This is a genomic window from Caenimonas soli, assembly GCF_013155545.1.
Taxonomy (GTDB): Bacteria; Pseudomonadota; Gammaproteobacteria; order Burkholderiales; family Burkholderiaceae_C; genus Ramlibacter; species Ramlibacter soli.
Map to the genome: position 1 here is coordinate 12006 of NZ_JABJVV010000010.1, position 12448 is coordinate 24453.

The 12448-nt window shown below is 66.9% G+C and carries 12 protein-coding genes; 4 read left to right on the forward strand and 8 right to left on the reverse strand.

Going from position 1 to position 12448, the window contains the following annotated elements; genetic code table 11:
• Positions 1 to 4 precede the first annotated feature (4 nt).
• From HNE04_RS16410 to HNE04_RS16420, 3 genes are read left to right on the forward strand one after another with little or no spacing between them, the layout of a single operon-like run.
• A complete protein-coding gene (locus HNE04_RS16410; RefSeq protein WP_235965095.1) occupies positions 5 to 538 on the forward strand; it encodes a gluconokinase in 534 nt (177 codons plus the stop codon).
• A complete protein-coding gene (locus HNE04_RS16415; RefSeq protein WP_172221291.1) occupies positions 535 to 1308 on the forward strand; it encodes a glucose 1-dehydrogenase in 774 nt (257 codons plus the stop codon). Before HNE04_RS16410 ends, HNE04_RS16415 begins: the two co-directional genes overlap by 4 nt.
• 12 nt (positions 1309 to 1320) lie before the next feature.
• A complete protein-coding gene (locus HNE04_RS16420; protein WP_172221294.1) occupies positions 1321 to 2355 on the forward strand; it encodes an L-idonate 5-dehydrogenase in 1035 nt (344 codons plus the stop codon).
• Positions 2356 to 2803: 448 nt separating this feature from the next.
• Here the strand turns inward: HNE04_RS16420 and HNE04_RS16425 are convergent, their stop codons facing one another.
• From HNE04_RS16425 to HNE04_RS16460, 8 genes are all read right to left on the reverse strand, one after another.
• The gene (locus HNE04_RS16425; RefSeq protein ID WP_172221297.1) at positions 2804 to 4267 is read right to left on the reverse strand and encodes an N-acyl-D-amino-acid deacylase family protein; all 1464 of its coding nucleotides are present in this window, start codon (positions 4265 to 4267) and stop codon (positions 2804 to 2806) included.
• The gene (locus HNE04_RS16430) at positions 4267 to 5178 is read right to left on the reverse strand and encodes a MurR/RpiR family transcriptional regulator (protein ID WP_172221300.1); all 912 of its coding nucleotides are present in this window, start codon (positions 5176 to 5178) and stop codon (positions 4267 to 4269) included. The genes HNE04_RS16425 and HNE04_RS16430 overlap by 1 nt, the downstream gene beginning before the upstream one ends.
• An 8-nt stretch (positions 5179 to 5186) precedes the next feature.
• Complete coding sequence (locus HNE04_RS16435; protein WP_172221303.1) at positions 5187 to 6458, reverse strand: amino acid deaminase; 1272 nt, start codon at positions 6456 to 6458, stop codon at positions 5187 to 5189.
• Positions 6455 to 7441 carry an ABC transporter ATP-binding protein gene (locus HNE04_RS16440; protein WP_172221306.1) on the reverse strand — a complete coding sequence of 329 codons (987 nt, stop codon included), beginning with the start codon at positions 7439 to 7441 and terminating at the stop codon, positions 6455 to 6457. The genes HNE04_RS16435 and HNE04_RS16440 overlap by 4 nt, the downstream gene beginning before the upstream one ends.
• Positions 7438 to 8457 carry an ABC transporter ATP-binding protein gene (locus HNE04_RS16445; protein ID WP_172221309.1) on the reverse strand — a complete coding sequence of 340 codons (1020 nt, stop codon included), beginning with the start codon at positions 8455 to 8457 and terminating at the stop codon, positions 7438 to 7440. The genes HNE04_RS16440 and HNE04_RS16445 overlap by 4 nt, the downstream gene beginning before the upstream one ends.
• Complete coding sequence (locus HNE04_RS16450; protein ID WP_172221867.1) at positions 8454 to 9278, reverse strand: ABC transporter permease; 825 nt, start codon at positions 9276 to 9278, stop codon at positions 8454 to 8456. The genes HNE04_RS16445 and HNE04_RS16450 overlap by 4 nt, the downstream gene beginning before the upstream one ends.
• Before the next feature lie 38 nt (positions 9279 to 9316).
• Positions 9317 to 10273 (reverse strand): ABC transporter permease, encoded by a 957-nt coding sequence (locus tag HNE04_RS16455; protein WP_172221312.1) that lies wholly within the window; start codon positions 10271 to 10273, stop codon positions 9317 to 9319.
• An 81-nt stretch (positions 10274 to 10354) separates the two neighbouring features.
• Positions 10355 to 11926, reverse strand: a complete 1572-nt coding sequence (locus HNE04_RS16460) for an ABC transporter substrate-binding protein (protein WP_172221315.1) — start codon at positions 11924 to 11926, stop codon at positions 10355 to 10357.
• 118 nt (positions 11927 to 12044) lie between these two features.
• Here HNE04_RS16460 and HNE04_RS16465 point away from each other — a divergent pair, with 118 nt between their 5' ends.
• The gene (locus HNE04_RS16465; RefSeq protein ID WP_172221318.1) at positions 12045 to 12437 is read left to right on the forward strand and encodes a RidA family protein; all 393 of its coding nucleotides are present in this window, start codon (positions 12045 to 12047) and stop codon (positions 12435 to 12437) included.
• The last annotated feature ends 11 nt before the right edge of the window (positions 12438 to 12448 follow it).

The following is a 12448-nucleotide window of genomic DNA, read 5'->3' on the forward strand; positions in this document are numbered from 1 at the left end:
TTCCATGAGCCCCGTCGCATCGCGCCACAAAGTGCTGGTCATGGGCGTCGCCGGTTGCGGCAAGTCGACGGTCGCCGGCATGCTGGCCACGCAGCTGGGCGCGGCATTGATCGAGGGCGACGAACATCACCCGCCGGCCAGCCAGGAAAAGATGCGCAACGGCATTGCCCTCTTGGACAGCGATCGCGAGCCGTGGCTGGACAAGCTGGGAGCGCTACTCGCGGGAACCCCAGGCAACGCCGTACTTGCCTGCTCGGCGCTCAAGCGAAGTTATCGCGACCGGCTGCGCGCGGCCGAGCCGGCCCTGCGGATCGTCTATCTGGAGATTTCGCTGGCCGAGGCGCATTGCCGGGTGGCGGCGCGCAAGGAACATTTTTTTCCCCCGGGCCTGGTGGTGAGCCAGTTTGCGTCACTCGAGGCGCCCACCGGAGAAGCCGGGGTCCTGCGATTGCCCGCCCATCAGCCCTTGGCCGCGCAGGCCAGTACGATCATGGCCTGGCTTGGCCGTAACATCACGGACGAACAAGGAGTCATGTGAATTCCATCCTTCAGAAATTCGACCTCACCGGCCGCACGGCGCTCATCACGGGATCGAGCTCCGGCATTGGCCATGCACTCGCCATCGGCCTTGCCGGCGCCGGCGCGCGCATCGTGCTGAATGGGCGCGACCCGGCCAAGCTCGAACGTGCCGCAGAGAAGCTGAAAGCCGATGGCGCTACCGTGGTCACGACGCCTTTCGACGTCACCGACGGCGCTGCCGTGACCAAGGCCATCGCGCACATCGAAGCCGAAATCGGCCCCATCGACATCCTCGTCAACAACGCCGGCATGCAGCGCCGCGCCCCGCTCGAAGAGTTCGAAGAGGCGCACTGGCACGAGCTGATGAAGACCAATGTCGACAGCGTGTTCCTGGTCGGCCAGGCGGTGGCCAGGCACATGATCCCGCGCGGCCGCGGCAAGATCATCAACATCTGTTCGGTGCAAAGCGAACTGGGCCGTCCCAACATCGCACCCTACACCGCCAGCAAGGGCGCCGTGAAGATGCTGACCAAGGGCATGGCGATCGACTGGGGCCAATACGGCATCCAGGTCAATGGCCTGGGCCCCGGCTATTTCAAGACCGAACTCACGGAGGCGCTGGTGAACAACGCCGAATTCAGCGGCTGGCTGATCAACCGCACGCCGTCGCGCCGCTGGGGCGACGTCGAGGACCTGGTCGGCGCAGCCGTGTTCCTGGCGAGCGAGGCATCGAACTTCGTCAACGGCCACATCCTCTATGTGGATGGCGGCGTGACTGCAACCCTTTAAAGACACCAAGACATGGACGCTCTAGTCATCCACGCCGCCCGCGACCTGCGAGTCGAAGACGTTCCCACCCCTGAAGTGCTGCCGCACCAGCTGCGCGTGCGGGTACGCTTTGGCGGCATTTGCGGATCCGACCTGCACTACTTCCAGGATGGCGGGTTCGGCACGATCCGTGTCAAGGAGCCCATGGTGCTGGGCCATGAGGTGGCGGGCATGATCGAGGAAGTTGGCAGCGGCGTTTCGGGCTTCGCGCCCGGCGAACGCATCGCCATCAGTCCCAGCCTGCCCTGCGGCATCTGCCGCTATTGCCAGCAAGGTCTGCAGAATCACTGCCTGGACATGCGCTACTTCGGCAGCGCGATGCGCACCCCGCACGTACAAGGCGCGTTCCGTCGCGAGATCGTGGTCGAGAAAGGGCAGGCATACAAACTTGCCGACACGCTGAGCGACGAGGAAGGCGCGATGGCCGAGCCGCTCGCGGTCGCGCTGCACGCGGTTCGCCGCGCAGGGCCCTTGCTCGGCAAGAACGTGTTGGTGACCGGGTGCGGGCCCATAGGCGCGCTGGCGGTCATCGCTGCGCGGCACGCCGGCGCCTCGAACATCGTCGTGACCGACATGGGCGACTATGCGCTGCGCAGCGCGCTGAAGGTCGGCGCCGACCAGGCCATCAACGTCGCGGAACAGCCCGACGGCCTGCGGCCGTTCACCACCGACAAGGGCCAGTTCGACGTGCTGTTCGAGGCCAGCGGCAACGAACGGGCGCTGCGCGGCGCCTTCGATGCGCTGCGCCCGCGCGGCATCATCGTGCAGATCGGCATCGGCGGCGAGATGACGCTGCCGATCAATGCCATCGTCGCCAAGGAGTTCGACCTGCGCGGCACCTTCCGCTTCCACGAGGAGTTCGGCATCGCCGTCGACCTGCTGAACAAGGGGCTGGTCGACGTCAAGCCGCTGATCTCGGCATCGGTGTCCTACCGCGACGCGGGGCGGGCATTCGCATTGGCGGCGGATCGCTCGAAGGCGATGAAGGTGCTGCTGGACTTCAAGTAAGCCTTGTCATCCCGGGCTTGACCCGGGATCCACCCGTTGCGGGCCAGCACCTCGCGGCAAGGCTGTGCGCCGGTCGGCTGCGGCGCGCGGACCAGCGCACAGCCTTGCAACAGAGTGGTTGGAGTGCGAAAGCCTTCGGCGCGCCAACTAAGTCCGAGCGAAGCCGCGTGTGGGCGGGCTGGGGCGCGCAATCAGGGCTGCCCGAGGCGTCGGGGAATGGACTTGCAGGCGTTGCGCGCGATCAGCGCGCGGGCCTCTCCGGAGTGCGAGGACAGTCCACGATGAGTCCGAAGCCCGCAATTCCGTTCCCCGGCGCCGCTTGCGCGCCTTGAAAAGGCGCGGAACGGGCTGACCGCGCGTCACAGCCCGCCCGCACGCGGCTTCGCCGCCCACACGCAGGCCTGCAACAGCAGCGGACAGCGAACCGCTCGCGACCATGGGTCCCGGGTCAAGCCCGCAATGACGATCCTTGGGCACGCCGCAGGAAGCGGCCCGCTCGTCCGCCTGTGGCACGTGTCTCGGCGGTGTAGCTCAGCACGCCATTCACCCAGACTTTCTCGATCCCCTCGCTGAACTGCACAGGCTGCTCGTAGGTCGCGCCGTCTTTCACGCGCAGCGGGTCGAACACGACGATGTCCGCCGCCCAGCCGGGTTTCAGCTCGCCGCGCTTGTCCAGGCGGAACTGCCGCGCCGACAAGCCGGTCATCTTGTAAATCGCCTGCTCCAGCCGCAACAGGCCCTTCTCGCGCCAGTAGCGCGCCAGCAGGCGCGGGAACGCTCCCCATAGGCGCGGGTGCGGCCGCTCGTCGTGCGGCAGCCCGTCGGAGCCGATCATCGACAGCGGATGAGCGATCACGCGCTCGACGTCGTCCTCACGCATCTGGAAATAGCACGCGCCGCCGGGCTTGAGGCGAATGCACGCGTCCCGCTCCGACACGCCCCATTCGCGCGCCACGTCGGCCAGGTAGCGGCCAGCCGTTTCCGGATGCGGCTGGCTGCCGGTGATCAACACGTCGATGCCTTCGACCAGGTCCTCGCGCAACACGGTGGAACCGGCGGTATAGGGGTAGACATCCAGTGCGATCGGCTGCCCTTTGGCGAGCTGCCCGATCAGCGGCAGCGTCTCGAGCGTGCGGCCCCAATTGGCCGGGCCCGCGCATTTGTGGTGCGAGATCACCAGCGGCAGGCCGGCGTGGCGCGCCGTCAACGCGGCCTCTTGCAGCGCGGGCAGCACACCGGCCAGTTCGTCGCGGATGTGGGTCGCGTAGACGCCGCCGTTGCGCGCCGCGACGGACGCAACCGACACGAGTTCTTCCACGTCTGCGGCATAAGCCTGTGCATAGAACACACCCGACGACAGGCCGAGCGCGCCGGCGTCCATGGCCTCCTGCATGTCGGCGGCCATGGCTGCGCGTTCCTCGCTCGTCGCGATCCGGTCCAGCGAATCCATGTGCCGCATGCGCAGCGCGGTGTGGCCGACCAGCGCCGCCACGTTGACCCCCGGCGTGGCTTCGTCGATGGCCTTGGCATACGCGGCCATCGTGGCGTGCCGAAACTGTCTGGCGCCGAGCAAGGACAAGGGCGCGCCGGGTTCGCCCGTCACCATCGGCACCAGCGATATGCCGCAGTTGCCGACGATCACCGTCGTCACGCCCTGCGAGAGCTTGGGCAGCATGTCCGGTTCATCGAGAACCGCTGCGTCGTCATGCGTGTGCACGTCGATGAAACCGGGCGCAATGACGCAGCCGTTGCAATCGACCTCCTCCACATCCGCGTACCTGCCCAGCACATTCGCCGCAATAGTGCCGACCGCGACGATGCGGCCATCGGCCAGCAGCAGGTCGCCGGTCTCGCCGAGATTGTTGGCGCCGTCAACGATCAGGCCGTTGCGCAGGAGCGTTGCTTGCGCCATCAGTCCCGAGCCCCGTCTTCCTCGGCGCTGTCGCGCGCGCCCGAGTATTCCGCGCTGTCGAAGCCGTGCTTGTGCAGCAACGCCTTGAACTGCTGCAGGCCGCGCGCGACCTGCGGCCCGAGTTTCTGCGCCAGCCGCACCATCAGGATCTCGATCACCACCAGGTGCGCGAGATACGCCTCGGTGCCCACGCGCATGATTGCATCCTGCGGCACCGATACCGCCAGCACCAGGTCGGCGATGCCGGCCAGCGGGGTGTCTGGCTGCGTCAGGGCCACCACGGTCGCGCCCTGCGAGCGCGCGAATTTCGCGGCCTCGAGGGTGTAAGGCATACGTCCCACATGCGAGATAACGAAGGCCACACCCTGCGGGCCGAGCGTGCTGGCGGACACCAGCTGCTGGTGCGCGTCGAAGATGGCATTGGCGGTGCGCCCGAGGCGGAACAACCGGCTCTGCAGTTCGTTGGCCATGAAGGTGGATGCCGCGCCGACCGAGTAGCAGTCGATGCGCTGGGCTTGCGCCAGCCGGTCGGCCACGCGGTCGATCATCTCGGCATCGATGCGCCGGCCCAGTTCGGTCAGCGACGACACCGCGGCGTGGATGATCTTGCTCGATACGTCCTGCGCCGCGTCGTCGGGCAATACGCTGCGGTGCAGGTAGGAGCCGGACACCGCCAGGTCCTGAGCCAGCGCTACCATGAACTCGCGCACGGATTCGTAGCCGAAACTGCGGCAGGTGCGAACGATCGTCGGCATGGATACCTGGGCCTGCTGCGCGAGCTGCTCCACGGTTGCGGCGACAGCCGCGCGCGGATCTTCCAGCACGGCGCGCACCACGCTGCTCTGCGCGTCGGGCAGTTCGGGCAGGCGCTCGCGCAATTGCTGCAGCAAGCCGGGGGCCAGGGTGTTCATCGGGTCCTTCAAAAACAGGTGCGGATCGCGCCGCTGACGGTCCAGTCGTCCTCGACCACCGGCATCCAGCGCCATTTGTCGAAGGTCGTGCAGGGATGGGATATGCCCAGCGCCACCGTGTCGCCAACCTGCGGCGCGGCTGTGGCAGGGTCGAATCTCAGATAGGCGTGCTGGTCGTTCAGGGCGCTGATCGTCCAGCCGGCAGGACTGTTCGCAACCGCCCGGGTGCCCCGCTTCACATGGCGCACGGGAATGGGCATCTCGATGTCGTACGAAATGTCCCGGCGGCCGCAGGTCAACAAGGCCAGGCCCGGCTCGGGCACCGACTGGACCAGCGACCACACTTCCAGCGCCGGCTGCAGCGAGGACTGGAGGCCCTCCCGCTTCTCTACCTGCTTGAGGAAGCGCGCATAGTTGCCGTGGTCGTGCGTGACGTAGCAGCCGGAACGCAGCACCCCGCGCACGGGCTTGGACAGGCCCTGGGTGCGCAGCAGCGGCATCACCAGATCGAACACCGCCGAGCCGCCCGCTGTCAACAGGATTTCCTCGCCGGCGAACAGGGCTTGCCTGTCGCAGACCTTGGCTGCCTCGCTCACGCGGCGAACCAGTGCGGTGACTTCGCGCGAGTCATGCTCGCTTTCGCAGCGCGCAAGGCCGCCTTCATAGCATTCGATGCCACCCATTCGCACGGCCGGCGAGCTTGCCATCGCCTGCGCGAGCGCGACGGCCTCCTCCAGCGTGCGGCAGCCGGTGCGCTGGCCGGGCACTCCCATCTCGAGCAGCACGTCCAGTGGCGGCGCCGCGATCTGGCGCCGCGACCATTGCTCTATCAGTGACAACTGGGCCAGCGAATCGACCAGGAACCAGATGCGCAGATCGGCATGCCGGCCCAGCAGCATGGCCAGGCCGTCGAGATCGGCATCGCAGACCACCTGGTTGGCGATGATGACGCGGCGGGCGCCGGCCTGCACGCCCGCGGCCGCCTGGAAAACGGTGGCGAAGGTCAGCCCCCACGCGCCCGCTTGCAGTTGCCGGGCAAACAGCTGCGGCGACATGGTGGTCTTGCCGTGCGGCGCCAACGCCACGCCCCTGCGGGTGGCGTAGTCCTGCATCCATGCCAGGTTGTGCTCCAGCGCGCTGCGGCGCAAGACTGCCAGCGGAAACGGCAGATCGCCGGCCAGCAGGCTCCAGCCCTTGCCGCCTATGTCGGCGGCCCGGCAAGGCTCTGCTGCCGGCGGATAGCTCTTGCAGCGATGGTCGATGATGAAGTCGTCGGTCATGAAAGGCTGTATCCCACGGGTTCGGCGCGCCAGCAGGCCGTCCAGCGGCCGGGTTCTATTTCCCGCAGACGCATGTCGGCGGCCGCGCATTCCGGCAAGGCGTTGGGGCAGCGCGTGCGAAACACGCAGCCCGACGGCGGGTTGGACGGACTGGGCAAGTCGCCTTGCAGCAAGGGGATGGTACGGCGCATCGCGGGGTCGGGCACGGGCGCCGCAGCGAGCAGGGCCTGCGTATAGGGATGGCGCGGCCGCGCATAGAGCGCCTCCGTGGGCGCGATCTCCATGACGCGCCCCAGATACAGGACCACGACACGGTCGCACAGATACTCCACCACGTCCAGGTCATGCGAGATGAAGAGCAGCGTCAGGCCCAGCCGCTCCTTCAGTTCGCCCAGCAGGTTGACGACCTGGGCCTGGATAGAGACATCGAGCGCCGACAGCGGCTCATCGGCGATGATGAAGTTCGGCTGCACGGCCAGGGCGCGGGCAATGCCTATGCGCTGGCGCTGGCCGCCGGAGAATTCGTGCGGAAAGCGGTCGGCGTGCTCGGGCCGCAAGCCTACTTGCTGCAAGAGCTCGTCGATGCGCGGCTGGCGGGCGGCGCCTTTTGCCAGGCCGTGGGTGTCCAGCGCTTCGGACAGCACCTGCCGAATGCGCATGCGCGGATTGAGGCTGGCATACGGGTCCTGGAAGATGATCTGGATCTTCGAGCGCAGCGGCCGGTATTGCGATTGCGTCAGGCCCGCCAAGTCAGTGGGTGCATCCGTCCCGTGATAGACCATGGCGCCCGCGGTCGGATCGGCCAACCGGGTGAGCAGCCGGCCTATGGTGCTCTTGCCCGAACCGGACTCGCCGACCAATCCCAGCGTTTCACCGGCGCGAATGGAAAAGCTCACCCCATCGACGGCGCGAACCGGATGCTTGCCGCCGCCGAAGAATTTGCTCAGGCCCTGCACCTCGACCAAAGGCTGCGCCGCGTTCATGCCACCACCTCGGCCTCTACGGCAATGCAACGTACCCGGCGGGTGCCGGCCGCGGGCAGCAGATCCGGCATCCGCTGTTCGCAACCTTCGCGACGCTGCGAACAACGCGGCGCGAAGGCACAACCCGGCGGCGCAGCCAGCGGGCTCGACACCTGGCCCGGAATGGCGACCAGCTGCGCGCGAGCACCCCCCGCCTGGCGCCGCTGTCGGGCCACGCCGGGCAAGCAGGCCAGCAAGCCGCGCGTATAAGGATGCCGGGGCGAGGCAAAGAGCTCACTCACCGGCGCCGATTCCACGATGCGCCCCGCGTACATCACCGCCACCGCATCGGCGTACTGCGCCACCACACCCAGGTTGTGCGTGATGAAGAGCAGGCTCATCCCGGTTTCCTTTTGCAGCCGGCCCATGAGCGCCAGGATCTGGGCCTGGATCGTCACGTCCAGCGCGGTAGTGGGCTCGTCGGCGATCAGCAGCGTGGGATTGCAGGACATGGCCAGCGCGATCATCACGCGCTGGCGCATGCCGCCGGACAGCTGGTGCGGGTACTCGCTCACGCGCTGCGCGGCTGCCGGGATCTCGACCAGTTCGAGCATGCGCAGTGCGTGGGCCCAGGCCGACTTTCGATCCGACCCCAGGTGCAGGCGCACCGCTTCGGCGATCTGTTCTCCCACGGTGAGCACGGGGTTCAGGCTGGTCATCGGCTCCTGGAAGATCATCGCCATCTCGTTGCCGCGGAGCGCGCGCAGCTCGGGCTCGGACAGGGCCAGCAGGTTGACGCGCCGGCCGTCACGCCGCACGAACCAGGCTTCGCCCTGCACCTGGGCCTGGGAGGTCTTGGCGTGCAGGCCCATCAGCGTGAGGCTGGTCACCGATTTGCCCGACCCCGATTCGCCCACCAAAGCCAGGGTCTGGCCGGGCAGCACGGAAAACGAAACATCGGCCACGCTCTGGATGCGCCCGGCATCGGTGGCGAACGAGGTGGAGAGGCCCGATACCTCAAGGCGTGGCGCGGTCATACGGCCTTCTTCAGTTTGGGGTCCAGCAAGTCGCGCACGCCGTCGCCCAGCAATTGCAGGGACAGCGCCGTGAGAACGATCGCCAGTCCGGGCGACAAGATGGTCCAGAAAGCGCGGTCAGCGTATTCCAGGCTGCCGGCGATCATGGTGCCCCAGGTGGGAATGTCCGGCGGCACGCCCACGCCCAGGAAAGACAGGCCGGCTTCGGCCAGGATGGCATAGGCGAAGATGAAGGTCACTTGCACCAGCACCGGCGACATCAGGTTGGGCAGGATGTGCGAAGCCAGGATGCGCCATGTGCGCACACCCAGCGCACGCGCCGCGTCGACGAACAGCAGTTCGCGCAACACCAGCGTGGCCGCACGCACCACGCGGGCGACGCGAGGCGTATAGACGATCACCAGCGCCAGCATCACGTTCCACAGCGATACGCCCAGGATGGACACCAGGGCAATGCCCAGCAGGATGTCGGGGAAGGCCATCATCGCGTCCACCAGGCGCATCAGCGGCGCATCCAGCCTGCGGAAGAACCCGGCCAGCATGCCGAGCAGGGTGCCGAACAGCACGGCCCCCGCCGCCGTGATGCTGCCGATCATCAGCGAATAGCGCGCGCCGTGGATGATGCGCAGCATCACGTCGCGGCCCAGTTCGTCGGTGCCGGCCCAGTGCAGCCAGGACGGCGCGCGCAGGCGCTCGCTCACGGTGATGGCATTCGGGTCGGCACCGGAGATCCAGGGAAAGAAGGCGGCCACCAGGACTACGCCCGCGAGCGCGATGGCGGCGGCCAGCACCACCTTGCGGCCGAACAGGCGGCGGGCCATGGGGGCCAACCGCTGCGACCACCAGCTTCGAAAACGCTTCACGCAGCCCCCAGCCGGATGCGCGGATCGACCAGCATGTAGAGCAGGTCGACCAGCAGGTTGATGAAGACGTAGATGGCGGCGATCACCAGCAGCGTTCCCTGGATCACCGGGTAGTCGCGGCGCAGCACCGCGCGCACCACCAGATTGCCCACGCCGGGGAGGTTGAACACGGTTTCGGTCACCACCGCGCCGCCGATCATCAGCGCCACGGTCAGACCCAGCACGGTGACGATCGGGACCAGGGCGTTGCGCAGCACATGCTTGATCATCACCACGTGCTCGGGCAATCCCTTCGCGCGCGCCGTTCGCACATAGTCCTCGCCCAGGATGTCGAGCATGGAGGCGCGGGTGAAGCGGATGATCAATGCCGAATTGAGCAGACCCAGCACCGACGCGGGGAGCGCCAGGTGGTACAGCCGCTGGCCAAGCCCCATGCCCGGGTCGCCATAGCCCGAGGCGGGAAACCAACCGAGGTGCACCGCGAACAGCTGGATCAGGATCAGTCCCAGCCAGAAACTGGGGACGCTGGCGCCGAGCATGGCGATGCTGCTCACGGCCTGGTCGGCCGCGCTGCCGCGCCAGATCGCGGCGGCCATCCCGGCCGGGATCCCGATCAGCGCGGCGATACTCACGGCGAACAGGGCCAGGAACAGCGTGGGCTCGGCGCGCTCCAGCAGGGCTTGCGCCACCGGCCGCTGCAGGAAGATCGACTGTCCCAGGTTGCCCTCCAGCAGTTCCTTGATCCACAGCACGAACTGGGTGGGCAAGGGTTTGTCCAGACCGTACTGGATGCGGGCCTGGGCGATGTCCGCGGCGTTGGCCTGGTCGCCCAGCAGCAGCGCGACCGGGTCGCCCGAGGCCAGTCGCGTGAGCGCGAACACCAGCACGGCGACGATGCCGAGCACAACCAGGGCGCCGGCCACCCGAGCCAGCAGGAACTTCAGCGCGGGCATCAGGCCTCCGACGGGCCGCTCCCTAGGAGGCCTAGGGCCCCCCTGGGGGGCAGCGAACAAAGTGAGCGTGGGGGCGACATATTACCGGGCGAGGCCCGTGTTCCAGAAGAAGGGCCAGGTGCTGGGCACATAGCCCTCCAGCTTGGCCGAACGCGCCGACAGGCTGTTGAACTTGCCCACTTCGATGAAGGGAACCTCGTCGTAGATGACCTGTTGGACGCTGCCCCACAATGCGCCGCGCTTGGCGGGATTGGTTTCCTGGTTGAACGCCGTCAGGCTCGCCTTCTTCGCCGGGCTGTCCCACCATCCGGGCGCACCGTCGCCCAGTTGCGGGGGCGACAGCATGGGCTCGGGAAACAATCCCGAATGCGTGATGTAGATGTCCCACAGCTTGGGGTCGTTGCGCCGCTGCACCAGGGTCGCCCAGTCCACCACCTGCAACTCGGCCTTGAACCCGGCCTTCTTCAGCTGCTCGGCCAACACGAGCGCCATGTTGTAGTGGAACTCGTATTGCCGGCTGGCCATGATGCGCACCGGCTGTCCGTTGTAGCCCGCCTTGGCGGCCTTGTCCTTGGCGGCCTGCGGGTTGCGCTCGTTGTACATGTTCGACCCCGCGGCCGAATAGTAGGGCGTGCCCTTGGGGAAGAAGTTGGGCTCGACGACGAAGAAGCGGTTGTCGCCGAATCCCGCCGCCAACAGCTCACCCTCGCCTATGGCGGTGCGAAGCGCCTTGCGCACCGGCTGCGATGCCAGCACGCCCTCCCGGGTGTTGAAGACCATGTAGGGAAAACCGAAGTTGCGCGTCACGATGGGGACGACGTTGCCTCCGGCTTTTTCCAGGCGGCCAATGGTCTCGACCGGCAACAGGTCGGCATAGTGGAACTGCCCCGAGAGGGATCCCTCGACGCGGGTGTTCGCGTTGGGCACCGGCACGAAGCGCAGCTCATCGAGCAAAGCCTCGCGCCTGCCGGCAAAACCGCTGGGCGCTTCCTTGCGCGGGGAATAGCCTTCCCAGCGCACCAGCACAGTGAACTGATCGGGCCGGCGCTCCTTGAACTTATACGGCCCGGTGCCGATGAAGTCCTTCAGCTGGGGCGCGATGCTTTCCTTCGCCATGATGGCAGCCAGGCCGCTGGGCAGGGCCAGTTGCGACAACAGCGGCGCATAGGGCGCCTTGAGCTTGAGCTCGACCGTGTGCGAGTCCTTGGCTGACAGCGACGCGACTTCCTTGCCCACTGACTTGCCGCGCGGCGACAGTTCGATCCATCGCTGCAGCGAGGCAACGACATCATCGGCGGTCATCTCCCTACCGTTGTGGAACCTGACTCCCTTGCGCAGGGGGATCGTATAGCCCAGGCCATCCTTGGAGACCTGGGGCATGCTCTCGGCCAACATGGGCGCGACGTTCCAGTTCGCGTCGAAGGTGTAGAGCGGCTCATAGACGTGCTGCATGATCGTGCCCACCAGATCCGCGGTGGTGATCATCGGGTCCAGGCCCTGCGGTTCGCCCACCATGGCAAGGTTGGCCGCGCCACCTTTGGCGGGCGCGGCCCAGGCTCCCGGCGCGGCAGCCAGAAGGCAACCCGCCAAGGCGAGCGCACGGCCGAAATGGCGGCGGCCCGGGTTCGACGCGATCAAAGTCACGGATTGCATATCGACTCCTGAAGTAATAACATTACATGCCTGGAATGCTAATTGATGGATTTTCAGATGTCAAACCCTAAAATACGCATGCTTCTACGTAATGTTCTTACACATCAAGGAAAATGAAATGTCACATGTAGAGATGCTCGGCCAAGCCCCTTTGGCCTCCGATCGGCTGGCCCGTCCGCTGTCCCCCGCGACTCGCGCCGGCGATTTCGTTTTCGTTTCGGGGCAAGTGCCCACCGACGATCAGGGGCAGGTGATCGCCGGCGGCATTGAAGCGCAGACGCGCCAGGTCTTCAAGCGCATCGAGCATGCCCTGGCATTGGGTGGTTGCACGCTGGCAGACGTGTGCAAGGTCAGCGTGTGGCTGCACGATGCGCGCGACTTCGGCAGCTTCAACCGCGTCTACATGGAATGCTTCGGCGAGCACCGCCCGGCGCGCTCCACCGTCGAGGCGCGCCTGATGATAGACGCCAAGGTGGAGATCGACGTCACGGCCTACAAGCCACGCGGCTGAGGCGTCGTCGC

Bases quoted from the DNA above. Each gene is read 5' to 3' on its own strand.
- HNE04_RS16410 (WP_235965095.1), top strand. From the start codon at position 5: ATGAGCCCCGTCGCATCGCGCCACAAAGTGCTGGTCATGGGCGTCGCC.
- HNE04_RS16420 (WP_172221294.1), top strand. From the start codon at position 1,321: ATGGACGCTCTAGTCATCCACGCCGCCCGCGACCTGCGAGTCGAAGAC.
- HNE04_RS16425 (WP_172221297.1), bottom strand. From the start codon at position 4,267: ATGGCGCAAGCAACGCTCCTGCGCAACGGCCTGATCGTTGACGGCGCC.
- HNE04_RS16430 (WP_172221300.1), bottom strand. From the start codon at position 5,178: ATGAACACCCTGGCCCCCGGCTTGCTGCAGCAATTGCGCGAGCGCCTG.
- HNE04_RS16435 (WP_172221303.1), bottom strand. From the start codon at position 6,458: ATGACCGACGACTTCATCATCGACCATCGCTGCAAGAGCTATCCGCCG.
- HNE04_RS16440 (WP_172221306.1), bottom strand. From the start codon at position 7,441: ATGAACGCGGCGCAGCCTTTGGTCGAGGTGCAGGGCCTGAGCAAATTC.
- HNE04_RS16445 (WP_172221309.1), bottom strand. From the start codon at position 8,457: ATGACCGCGCCACGCCTTGAGGTATCGGGCCTCTCCACCTCGTTCGCC.
- HNE04_RS16450 (WP_172221867.1), bottom strand. From the start codon at position 9,278: ATGGCCCGCCGCCTGTTCGGCCGCAAGGTGGTGCTGGCCGCCGCCATC.
- HNE04_RS16455 (WP_172221312.1), bottom strand. From the start codon at position 10,273: ATGCCCGCGCTGAAGTTCCTGCTGGCTCGGGTGGCCGGCGCCCTGGTT.
- HNE04_RS16460 (WP_172221315.1), bottom strand. From the start codon at position 11,926: ATGCAATCCGTGACTTTGATCGCGTCGAACCCGGGCCGCCGCCATTTC.
- HNE04_RS16465 (WP_172221318.1), top strand. From the start codon at position 12,045: ATGTCACATGTAGAGATGCTCGGCCAAGCCCCTTTGGCCTCCGATCGG.